Annotated in this window: 24 protein-coding genes; 14 read left to right on the top strand and 10 right to left on the bottom strand. The window is 73.4% G+C overall.

Annotated features, from left to right (window positions below):
• The first annotated feature begins 26 nt into the window (after positions 1-26).
• Entirely contained in the window at positions 27-683 is a 657-nt protein-coding gene (locus tag ABZ479_RS27920) for a TetR/AcrR family transcriptional regulator (RefSeq protein WP_500464125.1), read from the top strand.
• Between the two features lie 79 nt (positions 684-762).
• Complete coding sequence (locus ABZ479_RS27925; protein ID WP_500464126.1) at positions 763-1,311, top strand: YciI family protein; 549 nt, start codon at positions 763-765, stop codon at positions 1,309-1,311.
• 117 nt (positions 1,312-1,428) lie between these two features.
• Here the strand turns inward: ABZ479_RS27925 and ABZ479_RS27930 are convergent, their stop codons facing one another.
• From ABZ479_RS27930 to ABZ479_RS27940, 3 genes are all read right to left on the bottom strand, one after another.
• Positions 1,429-2,382, bottom strand: coding sequence for a hypothetical protein (locus ABZ479_RS27930; RefSeq protein WP_500464127.1), 954 nt, complete (start codon positions 2,380-2,382; stop codon positions 1,429-1,431).
• A gap of 154 nt (positions 2,383-2,536) precedes the next feature.
• Entirely contained in the window at positions 2,537-3,382 is an 846-nt protein-coding gene (locus tag ABZ479_RS27935) for an alpha/beta fold hydrolase (protein WP_500464128.1), read from the bottom strand.
• The gene (locus ABZ479_RS27940) at positions 3,379-3,975 is read right to left on the bottom strand and encodes a TetR/AcrR family transcriptional regulator (RefSeq protein ID WP_500464129.1); all 597 of its coding nucleotides are present in this window, start codon (positions 3,973-3,975) and stop codon (positions 3,379-3,381) included. The genes ABZ479_RS27935 and ABZ479_RS27940 overlap by 4 nt, the downstream gene beginning before the upstream one ends.
• Before the next feature lie 894 nt (positions 3,976-4,869).
• On the opposite strand from ABZ479_RS27940, the gene ABZ479_RS27945 reads away from it, so the two are divergent.
• The 3 genes from ABZ479_RS27945 (at position 4,870) to ABZ479_RS27955 (ending at position 7,862) form a co-directional block, all read left to right on the top strand.
• A complete protein-coding gene (locus ABZ479_RS27945; protein ID WP_500464130.1) occupies positions 4,870-5,427 on the top strand; it encodes a glycine-rich domain-containing protein in 558 nt (185 codons plus the stop codon).
• Between the two features lie 985 nt (positions 5,428-6,412).
• Positions 6,413-6,820 (top strand): nuclear transport factor 2 family protein, encoded by a 408-nt coding sequence (locus ABZ479_RS27950; RefSeq protein ID WP_500464131.1) that lies wholly within the window; start codon positions 6,413-6,415, stop codon positions 6,818-6,820.
• A gap of 253 nt (positions 6,821-7,073) precedes the next feature.
• Complete coding sequence (locus ABZ479_RS27955; protein WP_500464146.1) at positions 7,074-7,862, top strand: DUF427 domain-containing protein; 789 nt, start codon at positions 7,074-7,076, stop codon at positions 7,860-7,862.
• 211 nt (positions 7,863-8,073) lie between these two features.
• On the opposite strand, the gene ABZ479_RS27960 is transcribed toward ABZ479_RS27955, so the two are convergent.
• Positions 8,074-8,514: a peptidase inhibitor family I36 protein gene (locus tag ABZ479_RS27960; protein ID WP_500464132.1), complete on the bottom strand. Its 441-nt coding sequence runs from the start codon at positions 8,512-8,514 to the stop codon at positions 8,074-8,076.
• Positions 8,515-8,912: 398 nt separating this feature from the next.
• Here ABZ479_RS27960 and ABZ479_RS27965 point away from each other — a divergent pair, with 398 nt between their 5' ends.
• The 5 genes from ABZ479_RS27965 (at position 8,913) to ABZ479_RS27985 (ending at position 14,353) form a co-directional block, all read left to right on the top strand.
• Positions 8,913-9,047: a hypothetical protein gene (locus ABZ479_RS27965; RefSeq protein WP_500464133.1), complete on the top strand. Its 135-nt coding sequence runs from the start codon at positions 8,913-8,915 to the stop codon at positions 9,045-9,047.
• Positions 9,044-9,730 carry an ABC transporter ATP-binding protein gene (locus ABZ479_RS27970; RefSeq protein WP_500464134.1) on the top strand — a complete coding sequence of 229 codons (687 nt, stop codon included), beginning with the start codon at positions 9,044-9,046 and terminating at the stop codon, positions 9,728-9,730. Before ABZ479_RS27965 ends, ABZ479_RS27970 begins: the two co-directional genes overlap by 4 nt.
• The gene (locus ABZ479_RS27975; protein ID WP_500464135.1) at positions 9,727-12,051 is read left to right on the top strand and encodes an ABC transporter permease; all 2,325 of its coding nucleotides are present in this window, start codon (positions 9,727-9,729) and stop codon (positions 12,049-12,051) included. The genes ABZ479_RS27970 and ABZ479_RS27975 overlap by 4 nt, the downstream gene beginning before the upstream one ends.
• Positions 12,052-12,255: 204 nt before the next feature.
• Positions 12,256-12,735 (top strand): MerR family transcriptional regulator, encoded by a 480-nt coding sequence (locus ABZ479_RS27980; protein WP_500464136.1) that lies wholly within the window; start codon positions 12,256-12,258, stop codon positions 12,733-12,735.
• 148 nt (positions 12,736-12,883) lie between these two features.
• Complete coding sequence (locus ABZ479_RS27985) at positions 12,884-14,353, top strand: MFS transporter (RefSeq protein WP_500464137.1); 1,470 nt, start codon at positions 12,884-12,886, stop codon at positions 14,351-14,353.
• 81 nt (positions 14,354-14,434) lie between these two features.
• Here the strand turns inward: ABZ479_RS27985 and ABZ479_RS27990 are convergent, their stop codons facing one another.
• Complete coding sequence (locus tag ABZ479_RS27990) at positions 14,435-15,457, bottom strand: LLM class flavin-dependent oxidoreductase (protein ID WP_500464138.1); 1,023 nt, start codon at positions 15,455-15,457, stop codon at positions 14,435-14,437.
• 158 nt (positions 15,458-15,615) lie between these two features.
• On the opposite strand from ABZ479_RS27990, the gene ABZ479_RS27995 reads away from it, so the two are divergent.
• The gene (locus ABZ479_RS27995) at positions 15,616-16,917 is read left to right on the top strand and encodes an amidohydrolase family protein (protein ID WP_500464139.1); all 1,302 of its coding nucleotides are present in this window, start codon (positions 15,616-15,618) and stop codon (positions 16,915-16,917) included.
• Between the two features lie 19 nt (positions 16,918-16,936).
• Here ABZ479_RS27995 and ABZ479_RS28000 read toward each other — a convergent pair whose 3' ends face one another.
• On the bottom strand, positions 16,937-17,830 hold the full coding sequence (locus ABZ479_RS28000; RefSeq protein ID WP_500464140.1) for a phosphotransferase family protein: 894 nt from the start codon (positions 17,828-17,830) through the stop codon (positions 16,937-16,939).
• Between the two features lie 205 nt (positions 17,831-18,035).
• A complete protein-coding gene (locus tag ABZ479_RS28005; RefSeq protein WP_500464147.1) occupies positions 18,036-18,452 on the bottom strand; it encodes a winged helix-turn-helix transcriptional regulator in 417 nt (138 codons plus the stop codon).
• A 197-nt stretch (positions 18,453-18,649) separates the two neighbouring features.
• On the opposite strand from ABZ479_RS28005, the gene ABZ479_RS28010 reads away from it, so the two are divergent.
• Entirely contained in the window at positions 18,650-19,543 is an 894-nt protein-coding gene (locus ABZ479_RS28010; RefSeq protein WP_500464148.1) for an NADP-dependent oxidoreductase, read from the top strand.
• 90 nt (positions 19,544-19,633) lie between these two features.
• Here ABZ479_RS28010 and ABZ479_RS28015 read toward each other — a convergent pair whose 3' ends face one another.
• Complete coding sequence (locus ABZ479_RS28015; RefSeq protein WP_500464141.1) at positions 19,634-20,089, bottom strand: DUF6193 family natural product biosynthesis protein; 456 nt, start codon at positions 20,087-20,089, stop codon at positions 19,634-19,636.
• A gap of 229 nt (positions 20,090-20,318) precedes the next feature.
• Here ABZ479_RS28015 and ABZ479_RS28020 point away from each other — a divergent pair, with 229 nt between their 5' ends.
• Both ABZ479_RS28020 and ABZ479_RS28025 read left to right on the top strand, forming a co-directional pair.
• Positions 20,319-20,804 (top strand): DUF2975 domain-containing protein, encoded by a 486-nt coding sequence (locus tag ABZ479_RS28020; protein WP_500464142.1) that lies wholly within the window; start codon positions 20,319-20,321, stop codon positions 20,802-20,804.
• Complete coding sequence (locus ABZ479_RS28025) at positions 20,804-21,025, top strand: helix-turn-helix domain-containing protein (RefSeq protein ID WP_499600494.1); 222 nt, start codon at positions 20,804-20,806, stop codon at positions 21,023-21,025. The genes ABZ479_RS28020 and ABZ479_RS28025 overlap by 1 nt, the downstream gene beginning before the upstream one ends.
• 124 nt (positions 21,026-21,149) lie before the next feature.
• Here the strand turns inward: ABZ479_RS28025 and ABZ479_RS28030 are convergent, their stop codons facing one another.
• Together ABZ479_RS28030 and ABZ479_RS28035 are read right to left on the bottom strand one after the other, a co-directional pair.
• Positions 21,150-21,533, bottom strand: coding sequence for a hypothetical protein (locus ABZ479_RS28030; protein WP_500464143.1), 384 nt, complete (start codon positions 21,531-21,533; stop codon positions 21,150-21,152).
• Positions 21,534-21,664: 131 nt separating this feature from the next.
• Entirely contained in the window at positions 21,665-22,360 is a 696-nt protein-coding gene (locus tag ABZ479_RS28035; RefSeq protein WP_500464144.1) for a type 1 glutamine amidotransferase domain-containing protein, read from the bottom strand.
• Positions 22,361-22,537: the final 177 nt, after the last annotated feature.

Raw genomic sequence — 22,537 nt, forward strand, 5'->3', positions numbered from 1 at the left:
TGATGCCGGGGAACGGAGGAGTACCGGTGACCGGTGAGGAGGAGGTCGCGATGGCTGCCGACAGCGCAAGCGGACGGCGAGCGCACATCCGGGCCAGGCCCTCGGCGCGCGAGCGCCTGCTGACCGCCGCCGACGAACTGTTCTACGCGGAGGGCGTGCGGACGGTCGGCATCGACCGCGTCATCGAGCGGGCCGGAGTGGCCAAGGCCTCCCTCTACAACACCTTCGGCAGCAAGGACGAACTCGTCCACGCTTACTTGCAGTCGCGGCACGCCGCCACCACCGCGCGCATCCTCGCCTTCCTCGAACGCTGCGAGACCCCGCGCGACCGGCTCCTCGGTGTCTTCGACGCGCAGTCGGAGTCGTTCAGGGGCCCGGGCCACCGCGGCTGCGCCTTCATCGCGGCGAGTGCCGAGGCCGAGGTCGGCAGCGGCACGGAACGGGCCTCCCGCGACTACCGGGCATGGGTGCGCGCCCTGTTCACCGACCTCGCCCGCCAGGCCGGCGTCCCGGATCCGGAGACCCTGGCGCGCCGTCTGCACCTCCTCTACGACGGATGCGCCGTCTCGGCGCGCATGGACGCCGACCCCGAAGCGGCGGACGTGGCGAGGGCGGCCGCCGAGATCCTCCTGGACGCCGCGCTGTCCCCGGCGCCCGGCCACGGCGGCACCGGCCGCGGATGAGCCGGTGTCCGCCCCGCGGGCGGAGGTAGCGGAGGTAAATGCCGCGCCGCGGCCCCGCGCCGTGGTGGAGGGTGGCCGCATGGAGTTCTTCTGCTACCACCGCGACCGGGCCGACTCTCTGACGTTGCGTCAGGAGCTGCTCGAAGCGCACTGGTTCTACATGGACGGCTTCGAGCGCGAGATGATCGCCCGCGGCCCGACCCTCACCGCCGAGGACGGGGAGCCCACCGGCAGCGTGCACATCGTCGACCTGCCGGACCCGGCGGCGGCCCGCGCCTTCGCCTTCGACGAGCCCGGTCACCAGGCCGGCGTCTACCGGGACGTGCTGCTGAGGCGGTGGCGCAACCTCCTGGGGCGCACCATGTGGGACTTCCCCGGCGGCCGCACCGGCGGCAGCCGCTACCTGGTGCTCGGTCTCGGTGAGGGGCGCGGCGCCGACCTCGTCGTGCCGGACGGTCGGGACGAACTCATCGCGTACGGACCCCTGTTGTCCGACGACGGCAGCACATGGCTGGGCACCGCCGCGCTCGTCCGGGCTGCGGATCCGGACACCGCGCGTGCCGTCCTGACGGCCGGCGCGTACGCCGGGATCGAGGTCCACCCCTGGCAGTTCGGCGGCCGGTCGTGATCAGGCCGGTCGTGATCAGGCCGTGGGTGATCAGGCCGTTCGCGATCCGGGCCCGGGATACCGGGGCGCGTCGCCCGGTCCGGCCCGGGCCCACCGGCTGAGATCCCCGTGTTTCCCTCAGGACCCGTTCCCGAGCGCTCCGGCCAGCCGCTCGGCGTGGGCGGTGGCCTCGCCGGCCCGGCGACGGGCGTCACGGGCGGCCCTGCCGGCGTCGCGGTGCCGGTTACGTGCGTGGTCCTGGTCGTCGCGTGCCGCGCGGAGGGCCCGCTCCGCGTCCTCGACCTGCCCGAGCAGTTCGTCGAGGCGGTGCTGCGCCTCGGCGCGGCGGCGCTCGGCGGCGTCGAGGTCCGCCCGGGCGGCCGCGGCGTCGGCCTCCCGGTGCCGGGCCTCCCGTTCGGCCTGGCGGGCCTGCCGTCCGGCCTGTGCGGCCTCTTCGCGCCGGTGCCGGCGCTCCGCCGCGCGGCGGGCGTGCTCCTCGTCGTCGGCGGCTTTCCCGGCCTTCTTCGCCTGCCTCTTCGCCGGCTCCTTGCCCGGCGGGCGGCGGGCCGGCTCGCCCACGGGGGCGGTAGCGGCGCTGCCCGCGATGTCGAAGGTCGCCGACAGCGGCTTGGTGAGGCTGCCTCCGGCGAACGCCTCGCCGGCGCCGGGGTCGGCGAGCGCGGCGTGCAGGGTCTCCTCGACCTCCTGCACGGCCTGGGCGGTGAGGGGGTGCCCGGCATCGGCGGCGAGCCGTCCGGCCTGCTGGGACAGCGCGCGTACGAGTTCCCTCTGCCGGCGGTTGAGCAGGCGCAGTTGTTCCCCGTCGAGACTCCGGTGGGCCCGGCGCAGGGCTTCGCCGAGCGCGAGGAGGGCGGCGGTCTCCTCGTGGTGTTCACGGGCCAGCAGGTTGGCGGCCCAGGCCGAGGCGGTGGGTCTGCGCAGGGCGGCGATCCGGTCGGCGAGGGGCCGGTCGCCGGCCTTCCTGGCGGCCTGCGCGTGGGTGTCGCGGGCGGCGGTGAAACGGGCGGGGGGCAGCCGGTACAACTCGTCGGCGACCGCGTCGAGGCCGGCGGGAGCGTCCTTGCGTGCCACGGTGCACCACCTGCCCGGCCGTCGGCCCGTACGAACGGCCCCGCCGGGCGCCGGGGCCGGGGCGCCGGAGCGGGCCGGGAACTGCTGCCGCCCATCGAACAGGCGCCCCGGCCGCCCCGCAGCCCCACCGCACCCGATCGGGTCGGGACCGCGCCTACCGGCCGCCGAGCACGTCCCGGAGGCGCGCGGTGAACTCGGCGGGATGCGTGGTCAGGCCGACGTGACCGCCCGGGAAGAGGCGCAGCCCGGTGCCGAGGCGCTCGGCCAGGGAGGCGACGGCGCGGTGCGGGAGTTCGCCGCGCGAGTCCTCGCCCGCGGCCAGGACGATCCGGTCCGACAGCGCCTTGAGGCGGTCGGTGTCGGGGACGTACGCCATGAAGGCCGGGACGACGCGTCCGACGAAGAGGGGCAGGTTGACCGCGGTCCGCTGGACCCGCGCCGCCGCGCGCGGGGGGAGTTCGATCGCGGGCGCCGGGCCGCTGCCGTCGTCGTCCTTCCTCATGCCCGCGGCGAACGCCGCCATCGCCGGCATCAGGCCCTGCTCGCGGTAGGTGTCGCGGACGCGGGCGACGAGCGCCCGGTGTTCGTCGGCGTCCGGGAGGAGTTCCACGACCGGCGGTTCGTGCGCCACGAGGCCTGCGACGCGTTCGGGGTGGGCGGCGAGCAGGTGGAGCGCGGTGATCGCGCCGGAGCTGGCGCCGAAGACGCGGGCGGGCTCGCGGGGCGAGAGCAGGTCGAGGAGGCGGAGCGCGTCGTCGGCGTGCTCGGCCACGTGCTGCTCGGCGTCCGGGTCGTCGAGGGTGCTGCGGGACATGCCGCGGGGGTCGTAGGTGGCGACGGTGTGCTCGGCGGCCAGGTCGTCGGCGACGTCCTCGAAGGTCGCGGCACCGCCGGTGCCTCCCGGGACCAGGAGCAGGAGGGGGCCCCGGCCGCGTACCTCGTAGTGCAGGGTGGCGCCGTCCACCCGCAGGGTGCCGGTGGTGGGGTCGGTCGTCGTCATGGGGCTGCTTCTCCGTCTCGGTCCCGGGGCCAGTGCTCCAGGAGGGTGTGCAGGGCGTCGAGCGCGCGGAGCCAGGAGTGTTCCGGCGAGCGCCGGTGGGCGAAGCCGCCCGCGGCTTCCAGGGCGACGAAGCCGTGGAAGGTGCTGCGCAGGAGCCGTACGGCGTCGGTGAGGTCGGGTTCGGCGAGTCCGTAGGCGTGGAGCATGCCGTAGGTCAGCTCGACGGCGCGTCGTGGTCCGGGGGCCGCGGCGGCCAGTTCGGGGTCGATCCGCAGGGGGGTCTGCGTCGCGGTGTAGCGGCCGGGGTGCCGGTGGGCGTACGTGCGCCAGGCGTTCGCGTACGCGACGAGCGCCTCCTTGCCGGCGCGGCCCGCGGTGGCCTCGGCGATGAGGATGGTCTTCTCGTCGGCGGCCAGGAGCGCGATGCGGCCCCGCAGGTCCTCGAGGTTGCGGACGTGGGTGTAGAGGCTGGCGTCCTTGACGCCGAGCCGCCGGGCGACCTGGGACATGGTCACGTGGTCGAGGCCGACCTCGTCCGCCAGTTCGGCGCCCGCGACCGTCACCCGTTCCGCCGTCAGTCCGGCTCGTGCCATGCGCCCTCCTGTTTCCTAGGAGGCTTCACTCTAACCTAGGGGCCCTAGGTTCTGTGAACGAATATGTGGTGCGGGGGAGGGGGTGCGGCAACGGCGGCCTCTCAGGGCCTCGTTGTGGGCCAGGACCCCTGGCGCGGGTCGGGGGCCGCCCGTTGCCGCCGGCTGCCCGGCGGGCGCTCCGCGCGGGGAATGCGACGCCCCGTCACCCACTTGGCTACTGAATGTGCACACCTGATTACCCAGGGCGATTCTTGCTGTGGGCTCGCCGCTGTCCCTGACGGTTCCCTCTCCTGGTGACGGCTTCGGCCGCGCGCCCGCGAGCCCCTTCCTGGAGGTGACGTGTTGTCCCGAATAGCCGTTTCTGAGGCGTCCGAACGGCGGCGCCGAGGTCTTCTGCGGATGTGGACGATGGCCGCCGGCGTGGCCCTTGCGTCCAGTGCTGTGACAGGTGCCGCCCATGCGGAAGGTGCCGACGCCGGTCAGGCGGGCGCCGTGAAGCCCGATGCCCGGAGCGGTCTCGCCGACCCGTGCTTCCTCTTCCCCTACTTCCCCGGGTACTGCCCGAGCCGCCCCGGCTACGGACACAACGGTCACCACGGCTGGCCCGGTTATCCCGGCTATCCCGGCCGCCCCGGTCCTCCCGGGCCCCCCGGGCCGCAGGGTCCCGCCGGTCCTGCAGGCCCTGCCGGTGGTACGGGTCCGCAGGGTCCTCCCGGGCCGCAGGGTCCGCAGGGTGACCCCGGTGGTACGGGTCCGCAGGGTCCTCCCGGGCCGCAGGGTCCGCAGGGTGACCCCGGTGGTACGGGCCCGCAGGGTGACCCCGGACCGCAGGGACCGCAGGGTGACCCCGGACCGCAGGGTCCGCCCGGGGCCGGCGCCGCACCCCACGACCTGGTGGACTTCACCGCCAACGGGACGTTCACCCCGCCCGCCGACGTCACCAAGGTCTTCGTCCAGGTGTGGGGCGCCGGGGGCGGCGGCGGTGGAATCGGCGTCCCCCTCGTCCTCGGCGGAGGCGGGGGTGCCGGCGGCTTCGCCTGGTGCGCCGTTCCGGTGACGCCCGGCACGCCGTACACCGTGACGATCGGCCAAGGAGGTCCCGGTTCCTCGACGATCGCCACGGACGGCGTCGGCGGTACGACCACCACGCTGTCCGGCCCCGGCGGGCCCCTCGCGACCGCCACCGGTGGCACCGGCGGACACGCCGGCTCGCTCACGGCCACTCCCAGTCCCGGTGGAACGGGTACCTGTTCGGCGAGCGGCACGACCCGTCCGGGCGCGGCGGGCCAGCCTCCCGTGAGCAGCGGCGTGGTGGGCCAGGGTGGCCGGCCCGCGGTGAACGGCATCGTCGAACCCAGTCCGGCAGGTGCGGGCACGGGTGGCAACGGTGCCCTGGTCGCCCTGCAGCCGGCCCTCGACGGCGGCGACGGATACGCCGTCATCTGGTGGTAGGCGCGTAGCAGGAGGAGGACGGCGGGAACGCCGACGAACACCCGTAACGGGCACGCGGCAGGCCCGGCGCACCCCCAGGGGCGCGCCGGGCCTGTTCCGGTGCCGCCCGCACCTGGGCGAGCCGCGCTCCGCTGCGGGGCGCGGTTCAGCCCTCGGTCAGGCCGATCAGCTCCCGGCGCAGGGCGTCGAGTTCCGCCGCGGGGGAGTCCCGCACCATGCGGAGGATCTCCCTGGCCTCCTCGCCCACCGGGATCCGGGGCCGGGGGCGGCGCCGTGTCGATCAGCTCCGTCAGCTCCGCCAGCGCCTGCTCGATGGTCTTCCCACCGGCTTCCATGCTCCTCAGGCACGAGCACGTCCAGACCCGCGGTGCCCACGGCTGAGGTGCCCCGGCTCGCCCAACGCGCCACCGCCGCCCCGTCCGTGATGTCGCAGAGGGTCGGCGTGATCCTGCCGGCCGAGGCCCGTCCCGGCGCCCGTGATGGCCACCGGGCGTTGTGCGACTCTTGATTCGTCTGCCATGTCCCGTTTCCTAGGGAGATGTTCGATCGTCAGGCGGTCACAGCGACGCGGCGGCGCGCGCCCCCTCCGCGATTCCGGCGACCGGGACGGCCCGGTGCCCGGACCCGGTACGATCGAGCCCAGGGTGTGCTTGATTCGTCAAGCAGATGCGGAGGGGTGCGGCCGGAACCCCTCGTCCGCCGTGGGCGGGGTGGCGTCTCATCATGCGAGCAGAGCGCCGACCGGAATAGGTGACCGGTCGATTATGGCGTATGGTCCTTGCGTCAACTTCGCGCCCGCCCTACCGAGCCAGGGGAAGCATCAGGTTCCGGGCTGTGAGGCCGAGTTGGGAGCACCTTCGGCACGCGCTTGCCCGGCGCGATGTGCCGTGGGCGCCGACCGCCGTTCCGGGGGCAGCCGATTCCGCCGGATGGGAGTGAGGGCCCTGGGCAGCCGCCCGGCCCGATACGAACAGGATGTAAGGCATTGAGCACCGCATCGCCGATGGACGTGGCGCGTGACTTCTGCGCCGCCTTCGGCCCCACCTACGAGGATGCCGTCGCCGCCTGCGAGCGGTTCGTCCACCCCGACGTCAGCTGGCGGTCGGTCACCTCCAACGACCACCCGGTGGACAGCCTGGACGCGCTGCTGGACGACCTGCGCCGCGCCCGGGACGTCCTCGGCGCCGAGGGCTTCGGCATCGACGTCCACCGCGTCCGTGCCGACGGGGACGTCGTCCTGATGCACAGGACCGACAACATCCTCGACGCTCAGGGCCAGGTGCTGGAGGCGCTCGACCTGATGGCGATGCTCCGCGTCGAGGACGGCAGGATCGTGTGGTCCAGGGAGTACTTCCACGACCCCCTGAGGTTCACCGAGGCCTGGGGCGGCTGACGCGGCCGGCCGCCGCGGGGGACGCGTGCCCCCGCGCGCCTCGCCCGGGGTGGTGCCGTGGACGCCGGGGGCCGCCCGGCACCGGCGTCCGCCTCCGGCCCGCACGCGTCGCCGTCAGCCCCCGAGGCCCGGGGCGTGTCACGGTTGCCCCCTGCGGTCGGTCTCCCCTCGGGAGATGCCCGCGGCCGTTCGCCGTACGGAACACGCCGTGCGCGGCGGCCGCAAGAGGAACGAGTGGACCGAGGTCACCACCATGGCGAACGAGAGCGTCCTGCACCCGAGCCTGATCGTCCCGGTCGGGCACGTCGAGCCGGTGCCGCGCAGGGTCCGGGGGCTGGTCGGGGGACGTGTCGTCTTCGACACCCGCCGTGCCCTGTACGTCTGGGAGTGGCGGGCCTACCCGCAGTTCAGCATCCCGGTCGGGGACCTGGTCGACGGCGTGCTCGTCGACGAGCACCACAGCGAGCACCACGGCGCGGGCTCCGCGCGGCGGCACGCCCTGCGGATCGGACCGGAGGTCCGCGAGGGCGCGGCGTGGGTGTGGGAGGAGGACGCCCCGGAAGCCCTCCACCGCACCGTGCGCTTCGAATGGGACGCGGTGGACTTCTGGTTCGAGGAGGACGAGCCGGTCTTCGTGCACCCCAGGAGCCCCTACTCGCGGGTGGACGCGCTGCGTTCGTCGAGCGGCGTCCGGGTCGAGGTGGACGGGGTCGTGCTGGCGGAGGCGCCCAACTGCGTGAAGCTGTTCGAGACCGGCCTCCCGACCCGCTACTACATCGAGCGCATGTACGTCGACTGGGCGCGGCTGCGGCGCTCGGACACCGTGACGCGCTGCCCGTACAAGGGGACGACGAGCGGCTACTGGTCGTTCGACGGCGACACGGGCTCGCACGAGGACATCGCCTGGGGGTACGACTTCCCGACCATCCACGCCAACCGCATCGCGGGCCTGGTCGCGTTCTACAACGAGCACGTCGACCTCTACGTCGACGGGTTCCTGCTCCCGAAGCCCACGGACACCGCGCTGGGCACGGCCAAGTAGCGGCCGGGTCGGGGCCGGGGCGTCGCCGGGACGACCGGGGCCCCGGCCTCAGCGTCCCGCGAGCCAGGCCGCGAGCCGCTCCCTGAGCTCGCGGTCGACGTACGGACCGCGCGCCTTCGACGCCAGGCGCCGCCGGACGCTCGCCGAGCGAACCGCGGGTCCTGCCGCCCGGTGGGGGCGGCAGGGCCGGGCCGTCAGCCGTCGATGGCGCCTACAGGGCCTTGAAGGAAGACGTGACGTCGTTGAATTCGCCGGGATTGGCGAAAATCGAACCGTCGCCGTGGAAGACGACGAGGGCCTTCTTTTTCATGTCCGCGATCCGGCCGCCCGGCGCCACATTGATGTAGCGCCCCTGGTAGCCCGTGTTCTCGTACAGCCGAATCGTGTGACCCGTGTTGTTGATGACCGACGAGATGCTGTCGTTGACGACGTCGTTGTTCTCGGGGTAATGCGCGTAGCGCAGGTCGCTGTTCGAGACGCCGTTGCCGACGATGTAGCCGGCGCCGGCCCCGTACGGGAAATTCGTCTGGCTGTACAGGCAGAGGTATCCCGCCCGGCAGTTGTCGGCCGCGGCCGCGGGGGACGCGGAGAGGGTCGCGCCGGTCGCAGCCACGGCGAGCGCGGCGGTGAACATACCCATGATGTTCTTCACGGTGTCATTCCTCGGATTGCTCGAACAGGCTCCCGGCGGGTTCCGGAAGCACTTGTTTAACAATAAACATTCTCGACAGGAAGTCAAATTGGCGCTCATATTCAATTCGCCGTCGCGCATATCCTGAATAGGCCTTCCGGTGAATGCATTTCGCTCCCGTGATGGGTGCGGCCGGATCTCGAAAGGGTCAATCGGTGTGACGTCCGGCCGGGTCGCGGTCCGTCCTCCCGGCTCGGTGGGCGGAACGTCGCGAGGGGCGGGGTGGCGGTGGTGGTGCGTGAGGCGTCCGCTGACGTATGCATCGCGTGTATACGTGATGTGTATAGTGCTCGCATGTCCTCGCCCCACACAGCGCCCGGGGCCCTGGGGACCTGCCCACGGCCCGGCACCCGAGCCTGATGCGGGCCCTGACCCACCGCATGCCGTACGGCGTCCTCGCCGGCCGATTCCTCTGCGGACACGCCCTGTTCCCGTGCGAGGCCGGTCTGTGCCGGCTCGCGCTCGGGAACCTCCTCAAGGAGGTACGCGGATGACCGCCGCGGATTCCCTGCTCGCCGCCGTCGCCCTGCGCAAGTCGTACGGCGCCACAACCGCGCTGGACGGCGCGGGGTTCGCCATACGTTCCGGCGAGATCGTCGCGCTCATGGGCCCCTCCGGGTCCGGCAAGTCGACCCTTCTGCACTGCCTCGCCGGCATCGTCACTCCGGACTCGGGAACCATCACCTACGCCGGACGCGAGTTGTCCGCGATGAGCGACGCCGCGCGAAGCGCCCTGCGCCGCGGCGACTTCGGCTTCGTCTTCCAGTTCGGGCAGCTCGTGCCCGAACTGACCTGCGTCGAGAACGTCGCCCTGCCCCTGCGCCTCAACGGGGTCAGGCGCAAGGACGCCGAGGACACCGCGCGCTCGTGGATGGAACGCCTCGAGGTCGCCGACCTCGGCCACAAGCGGCCTGGGGAGGTGTCCGGAGGCCAGGGGCAACGGGTTGCCGTCGCCCGGTCGCTCGTCACCGGGCCGAAGGTGCTCTTCGCCGACGAACCCACCGGGGCCCTCGACTCCGTCAACGGCGAACGCGTCATGGAACTCCTCACCGACGCCGCCCGCTCCACCCGCGCCGCCGTCGTCCTGGTCACCCACGACGCACGCGTCGCCGCCTACGCCGACCGTGAGGTCGTCGTACGCGACGGCCGGTCCCGCACCGCGGAGCGTGCCGCATGAGCCGTGGCACCACCTGGACGCAGGACCTCCTGACGGGCGCGAGGTTCTCCGTCACCGGCGGCCGGGAGGGGTGGATGCGCACCCTGCTGACCTCCGTGGGCGTCGGCCTCGGCGTCGCCCTGCTGCTGTTCGCCACCGCCGTCCCGAACGCCCTCGACGCCCGCGAGCACCGGGGGGACGCGCGCAGCACCTACGTCACGGCCGAGAAGGCCGGCGACGACACCCTGCTCATCGGGGAGGCCGAGAGCGTCTTCCGGGACAAGGGCGTCTGGGGCAGGCTGGTGCGCCCCCAAGGCGCCCACGCCCCGCTGCCGCCCGGAGTGAGCCACCTCCCCGGCCCCGGCGAGATGGTGCTCTCCCCTGCGCTGGCCGCGCTGCTCGACTCCGCCGACGGCGAGCTTCTGGCACCCCGGCTTCCCTACGAACGGGTCGGCACCGTCGGGGACGAGGGCCTGCTCGGCCCGCGTGACCTCGTCTACTACGCGGGTGACGACACCATGAAGCCGGGCGACGACTTCGTCCAGCAGATCAAGGGCTTCGGCAACGCCCCGCAGGAACAGCCCTGGGACCCCGTACTCCTGCTGTTGACGATGATCATCCTCGTCGTGCTGCTGGTGCCGGTGGCCGTCTTCATCGCCGCCGCGGTCCGCTTCGGCGGTGAACGCCGCGACCGGCGGCTGGCCGCACTGCGCCTGGTGGGCGCCGACGCGGCGACGACCCGCAGGATCGCGGCCGGTGAGGCGCTCGGCGGCACCGTGCTCGGGCTCGCCGTCGGGCTCGCCCTCTTCTTCGCCGGACGCCGGTTCGCCGATCGCGTCGGCGTGTTCGACACCGGGCTGTTCCCGTCGGACGTCCACCTGAGCCCGTCCCTGGGACTGCTGGTCGTCCTGGCCGTGCCGGCCGCCTCGGTCGCGGTGACCCTCCTCGCCATGCGCGGCGTGGTCATCGAACCGCTCGGTGTGGTCCGCACCGCCGGACCTCCGCAGCGTCGGCTGTGGTGGCGAGTCCTGCCCTCACTGGCCGGTCTCGCCCTCCTCACCCCCCTGATGGGCCACTCCGAGGACGAGCCCTTCAACCAGCAGCAGGTCATCGGGGGTGTCGTACTGCTCCTGATCGGCGTCACCGCCCTGCTGCCCTGGCTGGTCGAATCCACCGTGAGCCGGCTCGGCGGCGGCTCCGTCGCCTGGCAGCTCGCCGTCCGGCGGCTCCAGCTCACCAGCGGCATCGCGGTCCGCCCGGTCAACGGCATCGCCGTCGCGGTGGCGGGGGCGATCGCCCTGCAGTCCCTGTTCACCGGCGTACAGGGCGACTACCGCAGGTCCACGGGCGCCGACCTCGACCGCGCCCAGATACTGGTGCTGGTCCCCTCCCAGGTGGAGGCCTCCCGGATTCCCGGGATCACCGAGAGGATCGCCGCCGCGGACGGGGTACGGCGTGCCCTCACCCTCGCCTCGACGGAGCTCGGCGACAAGGCCCACCAACCGGGTACGACCGCCTCGCTCACCGTCGCGGACTGCGCTTCCCTGCAGGAGGTCGCCCGGCTCCGCACCTGTGAGGACGGCGACGTGTTCCTGATCAGACCACGGAAGGGGATGGACTACGCCGGTCCCACGGGCAAGCCGGGACAGCGGTTCTTCGTCGCCCCGTCCTACGACGAGGCCGACAGGACCGACCCCGTCCGCTGGACCGTGCCGGCGGACGCGGCCCTCGTGGATCCCCGCCCGGATCCCAGCGGCTCCCCGAGAGGCGGCGTCCTCGCCACCCCCTCCGCGCTCCCGCACCTGGCGGCGGGCGCCCTGCGCTACCAGACCTTCGTCACCGTGGACCCGGCCGATCCCGACGCCTTCGAGCACGTCCGCAACGCCGCCGCCCAGGCGCACGCGCTGCTCGTGCCGATGACCCTGGTGGCCGTCCACGTGGACGACCGCTTCGCCGCCGTGAAGAAGGGCCTGCTGGTCGGCTCCGGCGCGGTCCTGCTGCTCATCGGCGCCAGCCTCTTCGTCTCCCAGCTGGAACAACTCAGGGAACGCAGGAAGCTCCTGGCGGCCCTGGTCGCCTTCGGCGCGCGTCGCCGCACCCTGAGCGTGTCGATCCTGTGGCAGACCGCGGTCCCGGTCGTCCTCGGCCTCGCTCTGGCCTGCGGCACGGGCCTGGCGCTGGGCGCGGTCCTGTTGCGGATGGTGAGGCGCCCGGTGGACGTCGACTGGGCGGCGGTGGGTGCGATGACCGGCATCGGTGCGACCGTCGTGCTCCTGGTGACCGTGGCGAGTCTGCCGCCGCTGTGGCGGATGATGCGGCCGGACGGCCTGCGTACGGAGTGACCCCACCGGGCGCGCCCCAGGCGCCACCTGCCCCGCCGGCGATTCCCGCGGGCGGGGCAGACGCCTGCCCGGCGTTCCGAGGACGGGCACGCGGCCGCCGTGCCGCCAGTGGGTCCGTACGCTCCGCGGTGCCCCGCAGGCGTTCGGCGGCCGGCGGCAGCCGGCGCTTGACTTGGAGCGCTCCAAGTTCTCGATACTCGATGCATGAACGAAGCACGGGCGGTCCGGGGCGAGCGCACCGCGGAGCAGGCGGCGGAGGCGGTCCTGAGCGTCCAGGAGGTCTCCCGGATCACCGGGCTGAGCGGCTGGACGCTGCGGTACTACGAGAAGATCGGGCTGATCGATCCCGTCGCGCGTGACGCCTCCAGCGGCCACCGCGCCTACACCCGCGGCGACCTGACGCGCATCGAGTCGCTGGCCCACCTCCGGGCCGCGGGTCTGGGGATCGAGGAGATGCGCGCGCTGATGGCGGCGCGCGGACACTCCTCCGAGACGGTCGCCATGAAGATCGAGATGCTGGCCGGGCACGGCGAGGCGCTGGAGGCGGAGATGCGGCGCCTCGCGGCCCGCAAGCGCTACATCGACAACCGGGTCGCCTATTGGCGCGCCGTGCAGGCCGGCGACGACGCCGCGGCCGGTCGCCTGGAGTCCGAGGGTGAACTCCTCGGTCACCGCTTGAGCTGACGGCAGGGCCGCCCCTCACGCGGGTACGGCCACCCGGAACCGCCGGCGGACGGACGGCGCGAAGACGCGGACCGTCCGACTTGCTCTCCCCACCTCCCTCTTCGCTTCCGCGCGCCCCCGCCGGAAGCCCTACCGTGAGGAATCTGTCATGCGCACGGCAAGAATGCCCGGGGCTGTCGGTCCCTGGCCGGTGTTCGCCCTGGTGGCGACGGCGCAGTTCATGGTGGTGCTCGACACCGCGATCATCAACGTCGCGCTGCCCGTGATCAAACGCGAACTGGACTTCGGCGACAGCACCATCCAGTGGGTGGTCACCGCCTACGTCCTCGCGTTCGGCGGCTTCCTGCTGCTGGGCGGCCGGATCGCCGACCTGCTCGGCCGCCGCCGCACCCTGATCGCCGGCATGGCGGCCTTCACCCTGGTCTCGTTCCTGATCGGGGTGAACTCCTCGGTGCCGCTGCTCATCGTGCTGCGCGGCCTGCAGGGCCTGGCCGCCGCCGTCATGTCCCCGGCGGCCCTGTCCACCGTCCTGGTGCTCTTCCCGGACGGGCACCGGCGCGCCCGCGCCCTGGGCTACTGGTCCATGGTCGCCACCGGTGGGGCCGCGGTCGGACTGCTCCTGGGCGGCGTGCTGACCCAGTACGCCGGATGGCGCTGGAACTTCTTCATCAACGTCCCCGTCGGCCTGACCGTCCTCGCGCTCGTGCCCCGTCTCGTCCCCGAGCACCGGCCCGAACGCGCCGGGCGGCGCGGCCTGCCGGACGCGCCCGGCGCGGTGCTGGCCACCGCCGGCCTGATGGCGGGGGTCCTCGCCTTCAGCCAGGCGCCCGCATGGGGCTGGACCGACGGGCGCACCCTGACCGGGTTCGCCGCCTGCGCGATCCTGCTCGCCGCCTTCGCCGTCAACGAGGGGCGCGCCGGGGAGCCGCTGGTGGACCTCGGGATATTCAAGATCCGCAACGTCTCGGGCGCGAACGGCATGATGGCCGCGGTCTTCGCCGGCAACCTCGGCATGTTCTTCCTGCTCACCCTCTACCTCCAGGACGTCGAGCACTACAGCGCGGTCCGCACCGGGCTCGCCTTCCTGCCCTTCCCCGTCGTCCTGGGCCTGACCTCCACCAGGATGGCCGGCCTGGTCCGCCGCTTCGGCTTCCGGCCGTTCCTGATCCTCGGCCCGGCCCTGGTCGCCACCGGGATGCTGTGGGTCAGCCGGCTTCCCGTGCACGGCGGCTACCTCGTGCACGTGCTGCCGGGGCTGCTGGTCATGCCGCTCGGCTACGGCATGAGCTTCGCCCCGATGTACGCCGCCGCCACCGCCGGGGTCCCGGCGCGCTGGGCGGGCGTCACCTCGGGTCTGATCACCACCTCCCAGCAGGCGGGGGGTGCGCTCGGGCTGGCCGTCATCTCCGGCGCCGCTGCGACCGTGACCTCCTCGCTCAGCCACGAGGCCCTGCCCCAGGCCCTGACCTCCGGCTACAACGCGGCCATGACCGTGGCGGCCGCCGTGACCGCCGTCGCCGTCCTGCTCGCCGTCCTGGTCATCCGTGCCCCGCGCAGGCCGGACGCGCCTCCCGCCGTCAGGCACGGCTTGCCCCGGGAGGCGGCCGTGCGTGAGTGACGGCCCGTCCAACCGGCGCCCAGGCAGGACCGTGGAGGCCCGGGCGGGAGGCCCGTCGGCCCCCCGCCCGTCGGCCGGTGGTCAGCGCCAGCCGAGTTCCGGCGCCACATGCGTGAGGATGCTCTCCAGCACATGCGTGTTGTAGTCCACCCCGAGCTGGTTCGGGATCGTCAGCAGGAGGGTGTCCGCGGCCTGGATCGCCTCGTCGTCCCGCAGCAGCCTCACCAGTTCCTCCGGCTCCGCGGCGTAGGAGCGCCCGAAGACGGCCCGGGTCGTGTCGTCGATCATGCCGATCTGGTCCCGGGAGTTGCGGTCGCGGCCGAAGTAGGCCCGGTCGAGGTCGTCGGTCAGGGCGAAGATGCTGCGGCTGACCGACACCCGGGGTTCCCGGGCGTGGCCCGCCTTCCTGTAGGCCTCGCGGTACGCCTCGATCTGCTTGCGCTGCTGGACGTGGAGCGGCTCGCCCGTCTCGTCGTCCTTGAGCGTCGAACTCTGCAGGTTCATCCCCAGCTCGGCGGCCCAGATGGCGGTCGCGTTCGACGCGGAGCCCCACCAGATCCGGTCGCGCAGCCCCTCGGAGTGCGGTTCGACCCGCAGGAGCCCCGGCGGGTTGGGGAACATGGGCCGCGGGTTCGGCTCGGCGAATCCCTCGCCTCCGAGGACCGTGAGGAACGCCTCGGTGTGCCGGCGGGCCATGTCGGCGGCCGACTCGCCGGGAGCGGGTTCGTAGCCGAACAGGCGCCAGCCGTCGATCACTTGCTCCGGTGAACCGCGGCTGACGCCCAGTTGCAGCCGTCCGCCCGATATGAGGTCGGCGGCACCCGCGTCCTCGGCCATGTACAGCGGGTTCTCGTAGCGCATGTCGATCACGCCGGTGCCGATCTCGATCTTCGAGGTCCGCGCGCCTATCGCCGCGAGCAGCGGGAACGGGCTGGCCGCCTGCCGGGCGAAGTGGTGCACCCGGAAGTACGCGCCGTCCACGCCGATCTCCTCGGCGGCGACCGCGAGGTCGATCGACTGCCGCAGGACGTCCGCGGCCGACCTGGCCCGGGAATGCTCGCTGTCCGACCAGTGGCCGAAGGAGAGGAATCCGATCTTCTTCACCCACTCCCCAGCGCCCGGGGCCCGCGATTGATTCCGTCCGCAGGCGGCGAACCCACGATCGCCCCGCGCCGGCCGCCGCGGCCGGTTGACCTCGCCTCGCGTGACGCTCTACCGTCCCGCCCGGTCAGCATCGAGCACATCCGTCCGGGAGGGGCCACGTGCCCAGAGCAACGGCGATCGTCAACGCGAGGGTCTTCGACGGCACCCGGCTGCGGGACTGGACGTCGGTCCGGTTCGCCGACGGCGTCCTCACGGACTGCGCCACCGCTCCCACCGCACAGGACGGCGACGAGGTGGTCGACGCCGAGGGCGGCACCCTCCTGCCGGGGCTGATCGACGCGCACATCCACCTGGTGCCCGGCGCTCTGGCGCAGGGGCTCACCTTCGGTGTGACCACCGCACTGGACATGTTCAGCCAGGCCGAGGTGATGGCGGCGGCCAAGCGGCGGGCCGCCGCCCGGCCGGACGTGGCCGACGTGCGTTCCGCGGGCGTCGGTGCCACCGCGCCGGGCGGCCATCCCTCGATGATGTACGACCCGTTCCCGACCGTGACCGGCCCGGGGCAGGCCGAGCGGTTCGTCGCGGACCGGGTCGCCGAGGGCTCGGACCACCTGAAGGTCTTCGCCCCCCCGGGTGCGGCGGGCCCGTGGGCGACGCCGTCCTTGGACCTGGACACGATCACCGCGCTGACCGCAGCGGCACATCGCCGGGGACTCGTGGTCGTCGCGCACGCCCATTCGGTGGCCGGGGTGCGGGACGTCGTGTCGGCGGGCGTCGACGTCATCGCCCATGTGCCCGTGGACGGGGAACTGGACGCTGCCCTGGCCGGGCGGATCGCCGAGGCCGGGATCGCGGTCGGCCCGACGCTGGCGACCCTCGAGAACGTCCTCGGCGAACCGGGCGGGGCCGCCGTCGCCGCGGACCCGCGACTGGCCGCGAAACTCGGTGACGCGCAGCTGCGGCGGCTGACCTCCGGCCCATCGGGGCGGCGCGGACGGCGGTCGCCGCCCTACGGCCGGGCGGAGGAGAACGTCGGCCGGCTGGCCGGCGCGGGCGTGACGATCCTGGCCGGCACCGACGCCCCGAACCCGGGAACCGTGTTCGGGGCGAGCCTGCACAGGGAGCTGGAACTGCTCACGCGCTGCGGCCTCACGCCCGCCCAGGCGCTGGACGCCGCGACCGCCGCTCCGGCGCGGGTGTTCGCCCTCGCCGACCGCGGGCTCGTCGCGCCCGGCCGGCGCGCGGACCTCCTCCTCGTGTCCGGCGACCCGTTGACCGACGTCACCGGGACCCGGGCCGTCGAACGGATCTGGCGGGCAGGCGTCCCGTGCGACCGTCGGGTGTTCGTCCCCGACGCGGCGGAGGCGGAGGAACTCGACGCCTTCGACGCCCGGGTCGCCCGGGTCGTGGGCGCCGTCCGTGAACGCCGCTACGGCTCCGGCCCGGACAGGGCCGGCTGACACCCGCGGCCCTCGGTCCTCACGGCCCTGGCCGCGTTAGGCCTGCGGCGCCCGCCGCCCCGCTCCCGTCCTCACGGGCGTCGTGTTCGAGCCAGGGCACGATGTGGTCGAGGTAACCGTCCACGTTCGAGAGGGTTCTCCCGGGCAGGACAGCGATCAGGTGCCCGATGCCGAAGGTCCGGTCCCAGACGCGTGCGCGCCGGTAGGTCTCGTGGTCGACGGCTTCGCGGACGGTGTCCCAGCCGTGCCAGGCCATGCAGGCGGCGTCGACGGCCGGGTCGAAGGGCAGCGCGAGGTCCCAGTCCAGGACGCCGGTCAGCTTGCCGTCCGGTCCCCAGAGGACGTTGGAACCGCCGAGGTCGCCGTGGACGAGCGCGTCAGGGACGGGACCCAGGGCGAGCGCGGCGTCCAGGCGGCGCCGGCCCTCGTCGCGCAAGCGTGCCGGCAGCCGGGGGAGGACGTCGTCGGCCAGGACGTGGGCCCAGCCGCGTGCGGGGGGCTGTTCCGGGAAGCCAGCCAGGGCCTGCCGGAGCGCCGGAGTGAGGGGTGTCTCCCGCAGGGCGCGCAGGAGTTCGCCGATCTGTTCCGGGTCCCCTTCGCCTTCGGGCAGTGCGGCGCCGTCGAGCCAGGACACGGCGACCGCGGTACGGCCGTCGAAGTCGCTGACCGGCGTGAGCGGTTCGGGTACGGCGAACGGCAGTCCGGCCGCCGCGACCGCGCGCAGCAGTTCCGTCCGGCGTGGCAGGGCCTCCGCCGCCGACGGGCGCCTGGCGATCCGCACAGCCGCGACCCCGGGGAGGAGCACGACGTGATGGATGTTGCCGTCGGCGGCCAACAGCGCCCGGTCCAGCGGGGCGCCGGGCAGCAGCGCGTCGGCGATCTCCAGCAGGTCCGCCGGCACTTCGTGGCTCATGCCCCGGTCCTCCGGGCGTCCGAGGGCGCGGTCGCGGGGGAGGGGGAGGTGGTTCTTGGCACGGGCGCAACCCTAGGGCAGAGCCGGCACGGCGTGCATGTCCCCGGTGTCCGGGTTCGCGAAGAGCTCGGACCCGGTGGCCGCGCGCGGCCGTCGGGTGATCGTCGACGTGCGGGTCCGTCAACGCGCGGTCGTGCGGGGGGAGTCAGGGCGTGGCCGTGGCCGCCTCGTCGAAGCGGGAACGGTGGGCGCGGATCTCGTCGTGGTGGGTGCCGGCCCAGTCGATCAGCACGGTGACGGCGTCGAGCAGGGTGGTGCCGAGGTCGGTCAGCGCGTACTCCACCCGCGGCGGCACCTCGGGGTAGGCGGTGCGGGTGACGAGGCCGTCGCGCTGCAACTGGCGCAGGGTGTGCGTGAGCATGCGCTGGGAGATGCCCGGGACGGAGCGCTGCAGGTCGGTGTAGCGCATGGGCCCGTGCTCCAGTGTGCCGATCACCAGCACGGTCCACTTGTCGCCGGCCCGGTCCACGATGTGCCGGATGCCCTCGCCCTTCTCCATGGGCCAGCGGGCGCAGGGACCCGCCAGTACGGCATGCCGCTCGTCCGTCGTGCCGTCGTCCATGACGCCCATGTCCTTCCGGTTGCGCACACGCCTGTGCCTTTTGTGACGCCGTTCATGCTGACTCATCATGTGGTTGCGCACCAAACGTAAGAAGCCGGGTCACAGGCGTGCGCACGCCCGGAGACCCGCCCGCCGTGCATCGTCCGGCGGCGCTCGACGTGTCACCACACCCCCTCAGGCAGGAGAACACCATGCTCATGCGTGCCGCGACCGTCACCCGCTTCGGCGGCCCCGACGCGGTGGAGATCACCGAACACCCGGTGCCCGTCCCGGGGCCGGGCCAGGTCCGGATCAAGGTCGGGGCGGCGGCGCTCAATCCCGTGGACGCGGCCATGCGGTCGGGCGTCTTCGGCGGCCGGGAGCGCATCGGCCTCGGCTTCGACGTCGCCGGAACCGTGGACGCCGTCGGGCCCGGGACGTCCTGGTCGGCCGGCGACCGTGTCATCGCCCTGGCCACGGGGCATCACAAGCCGCTCGGCACCCACGCCGACTACGTCGTCCTGGACGCCGGCACCCTCGCACCGGCCCCCGCGACCCTCGACGACGTCCACGCCGCGACCCTTCCCCTGAACGCGACGACCGCCGCCCAGGCGCTGCACCTGCTCTCCCTGGTGCCGGGCGGGAGTCTGCTGGTCACCGGGGCGGCAGGCGGCGTCGGCGCCCACACGGTGGAACTCGCCCACCGGCAGGGGCTGGAGGTCACCGGACTCGACTCCGCCGTGCACGAGGAGTTCCTCCTCTCCCGCGGCGCCGACCACTTCCTGGCCCGGGGACAAGCCGCCCGGGCAGCCGGTTTCGACGGCGTGCTCGACGCCGCCCGGCTGGGACCGGACGCGCTCGCCGCCGTTCGCGACGGAGGCGCCTACGCCGGTCTGTGGCCCGGCCAGGAACCCCGGCCCGAGCGCGGCATACGCGTCGACGCCATGGGCGTGCGGGCCGACGGTGCCCTGCTCGCCGAGCTGTCCCGGCTCGCCGACGAGGGGGTGCTGCGGACCCGTGTGGCACGGACCTACCCCCTGCACGCGGCGGTGGAGGCCCACGCACGGCTGGTCGAGGGCAACCTGCCGGGCCGGATCGTGCTCGTTCCCTGAGGCCGGGCCGGCCATCCGGCCATCCGGCCATCCGGCCACCCGGGCGCCCGGGTCCGGGAAGGGCCCGGGAGGGGTCCGTCCCTGCCCGGGCTACGGCCGGGGGCCGGGCCCGGGCGGAAGGCGGGCGGCGACGAGGGCGACGGCCTCCTCGGGGGTGCCGGTGTGGCCGATCACCGTGGAACTGCGGGGCTGACGGACGCGGAACCGGCCGTCGCGCAACGGTTCCACGGACGGCACCCGCACGTCGTACGGGTGCGTGGTGGAACTGCTGAGGCACAGGACGAAGTGGCTCGTGAAGGGGAAGAGCCGCCGCAGTCCCGGTTCCGCGTACGCGGCGTGCAGGAGGGGGACGATGCCCGGGTAGGGACGTCCCGGCCTGAGCGACTCGTGACGTTCGCGCATCCACCGCCGGCTCAGGATCAGCCCCTGCCACCTCGCTTCCAGCAGGTCGTCCGGACCCCGCTCCCGCGCCGCGGCGAGGTCGGGGAGGACCGGCCTGCGCGGAAGAGGCCCGTGCCCTGCGGGGGTGGCTTCGTACGAGTTCACCGCCACAGTGTGCGGCCGGGGCAGGCCGGGCGGAAGCCCTGCGACTGCGGGCCTGCCGGTGGGCCGGGAGTCCTTCGTGCCGTGGAGCACCCGCCCGCCGGCACGGTCCGCGTCGCCCGGACCACCTCTCCGTGCTTGCGCGCCGAAGCCGTCGCCCGTCCGTCCCGCACCTTGCCTCATCTATCGAAACTCGATAGATTTCCATCGGAAGTCGATGGAAGGATGGGTTGTGGGAAAGCTGACAGTGGGGGCGCTGCGCGCCGTGCTCGTGGTGGTGCTCGCCGGCACCGTGTTCATACAGGTGGGGATGGTGTTCGCGCTGGCCACCGATCCGGAGGACGGGACGCTCCCGCTGACCCCGCTGCGCCTGGTCACGATCCTGGGCATGGTGTCCGTCCAGGTCGCCGGGGTCTGTGTATGGCGGCTGGTGACGATGGTGCGCCGCGGAACCGTCTTCTCCCACGCGGCCTTCCGGTACGTGGACGTCGTGATCGGCTCGATCGTGGCGGCGGCCCTCGTCTGGTTCACCGTCACGGCCATCAACGCGCCGGGTCAGCGGGAGGACCCGGGCGTCACCGTCATCATGGGCGGGATCGGCGTGGCCATCCTCGGGGTCGCGCTGCTCGTGCTCGTCCTGCGGATGCTGCTCGCGCAGGCCGTCGCGCGCGACGTCGAAGCGAAGCAGATGCAGGCCGAGCTGGACGAGGTGATCTGATGCCGATCTCCGTCGACATCGACGTGATGCTGGCCAGGCGGAAGATGTCCGTCGGCGAACTCGCGGACCGCGTCGGGATCACGCCCGCCAACCTGGCGGTGCTCAAGAACGGCCGCGCCAAGGCGGTGCGCTTCGCGACGCTGGCCGCGCTCTGCGAGGTCCTGGAGTGCCAGCCCGGCGACCTGCTGCGCTGGGAGACCGAGGACCCAGCCGGCGAATGAGACGCCCCGGAGCGGGCCCGGGAACGCGCCCCCGTCCTTCCCGCGCGGAAGGACGGGGGCGCGTTCCCGTACGGGCACCCTGGTCGTGGACGGGGGAGAGGCAACCGCGCCGCCGCCCGTCGGGTCAGGACGCGCCGCCCTGCCGCAGCTCCTCGACCACCCGCGCCTTGGCGTCCGGGCAGTAGACGTCCACCCCCAGTACCAGCAACTCCTTCGCGTCCTCGTCCTTCGTGCCCCACTGCGGTCCGAAGGGGTACAGGACCCTCGGGTTGAGGATGTCGGCGACGCTGCGGCCCGCGGCCAGCGCGTCGCACCACTTCCGCGGGAAGGGGGCCAGCTCGTCGTCAGGGGGCCCCTTCTCCGCCCAGCTCTCGAAGTGCGCCGCATGCGCGGCGTCGAGGAACCTCTCCCTCTTCTCGGCGCCCGGGCTCTTCGGCTCGTCGGTGCAGCCGGCGGCGCCTCCCGTGAACAGGACGGCGGTCACGCAGATGGCGATGGTACGGCGCATGGCGTCCCCCTGGCCGACTTCTGGTGTCAGGGGGCCAATCATGCGCCGTGTCGGGGGAGCCGGGCAGGGTCGCGACCGGACGAAGAAGCGTCGTCCCGCCCGCGGACCGGCCCGGGACGGTCAGGAAGCCGTCACTTGAGGATTTCGAGGAGCCGGTCCGCCAGGACCGCGGAGGAGTGGGGGTTCTGGCCGGTCACGAGGTTGCGGTCCTCCACCATGTAGGGCTCCCAGATCGGGCCGCGGCTGTAGTCGACGCCGATCTCCTCCTTGAGGGCCGTCTCCAGCAGCCACGTCGCGCGGGGGGCCAGTCCGACGGCTTCCTCCTCCTCGTTCGTGAAGCCGGTGCACCGGTAGCCCTTGAAGGGCGACTCGCCGTGGATGCGGGTGGCCAGCAGCGAGGCGGGGGCGTGGCACACGATGAAGAGCGGCTTGCCCGAGGCGAGTTGTGCCGTGAGCAGGCGGCCGACGTCGGCGTCGTACGCGAGGTCCGACATCGGGCCGTGGCCGCCGGGCAGGTAGACGGCGTCGTAGTCCTCGAGACGGACGTTCGCCAGCGCCAGCGGCCGCCGCATCGCCTCCGCGGAACGGATGATCGCCTCGAGTTCCAGGGCGCCCTCCTCGCCGCCCGCCATGGAGGGGCGCAGGCTCATCATGTCGACGTTCGGGACGACGCCGCCCGGTGTCGCCACGACCACCTCGTGGCCGGCTTCCGTGACCTTCTTGTAGGGCACCGCGAACTCCTCGGCCCAGTACCCCGTCGCGTACCTGGTGCCGTCCTTGAGCACCCAGTACGTCGCACCGCTGACGATGAAGAGCACCTTCGCCATCGGGCCCACCTCCCGGTCTCTTCGACGCGCTTTACAACCAAAGCGTAGATACGTGGCGGAACGGTCGCACATGGGAGTCGTCGGCGGGGGGGGGGGGGGCGGGGGGGGGCCCCCGGCGCGCGGGGGGGGGGGGGGGGGGGGCGCCCGCCCCGCGCCCCCCGCGGGCGCGGGCGCGTC

This window comes from Streptomyces sp. NPDC005722 (genome assembly GCF_040630935.1).
Taxonomy (GTDB): Bacteria; Actinomycetota; Actinomycetes; order Streptomycetales; family Streptomycetaceae; genus Actinacidiphila.

Coding starts and splice junctions, on each gene's coding strand:
- ABZ479_RS27925 (WP_500464126.1), top strand. CDS start 763: ATGGAGTTCTTCTGCTACCACCGCGACCGGGCCGACTCTCTGACGTTG.
- ABZ479_RS27935 (WP_500464128.1), bottom strand. CDS start 3,382: ATGACGACGACCGACCCCACCACCGGCACCCTGCGGGTGGACGGCGCC.
- ABZ479_RS27940 (WP_500464129.1), bottom strand. CDS start 3,975: ATGGCACGAGCCGGACTGACGGCGGAACGGGTGACGGTCGCGGGCGCC.
- ABZ479_RS27955 (WP_500464146.1), top strand. CDS start 7,074: ATGGCGAACGAGAGCGTCCTGCACCCGAGCCTGATCGTCCCGGTCGGG.
- ABZ479_RS27965 (WP_500464133.1), top strand. CDS start 8,913: ATGCGGGCCCTGACCCACCGCATGCCGTACGGCGTCCTCGCCGGCCGA.
- ABZ479_RS27970 (WP_500464134.1), top strand. CDS start 9,044: ATGACCGCCGCGGATTCCCTGCTCGCCGCCGTCGCCCTGCGCAAGTCG.
- ABZ479_RS27975 (WP_500464135.1), top strand. CDS start 9,727: ATGAGCCGTGGCACCACCTGGACGCAGGACCTCCTGACGGGCGCGAGG.
- ABZ479_RS27980 (WP_500464136.1), top strand. CDS start 12,256: ATGAACGAAGCACGGGCGGTCCGGGGCGAGCGCACCGCGGAGCAGGCG.
- ABZ479_RS27985 (WP_500464137.1), top strand. CDS start 12,884: ATGCGCACGGCAAGAATGCCCGGGGCTGTCGGTCCCTGGCCGGTGTTC.
- ABZ479_RS28000 (WP_500464140.1), bottom strand. CDS start 17,830: ATGAGCCACGAAGTGCCGGCGGACCTGCTGGAGATCGCCGACGCGCTG.
- ABZ479_RS28005 (WP_500464147.1), bottom strand. CDS start 18,452: ATGGACGACGGCACGACGGACGAGCGGCATGCCGTACTGGCGGGTCCC.
- ABZ479_RS28010 (WP_500464148.1), top strand. CDS start 18,650: ATGCGTGCCGCGACCGTCACCCGCTTCGGCGGCCCCGACGCGGTGGAG.
- ABZ479_RS28025 (WP_499600494.1), top strand. CDS start 20,804: ATGCCGATCTCCGTCGACATCGACGTGATGCTGGCCAGGCGGAAGATG.
- ABZ479_RS28030 (WP_500464143.1), bottom strand. CDS start 21,533: ATGCGCCGTACCATCGCCATCTGCGTGACCGCCGTCCTGTTCACGGGA.
- ABZ479_RS28035 (WP_500464144.1), bottom strand. CDS start 22,360: ATGGCGAAGGTGCTCTTCATCGTCAGCGGTGCGACGTACTGGGTGCTC.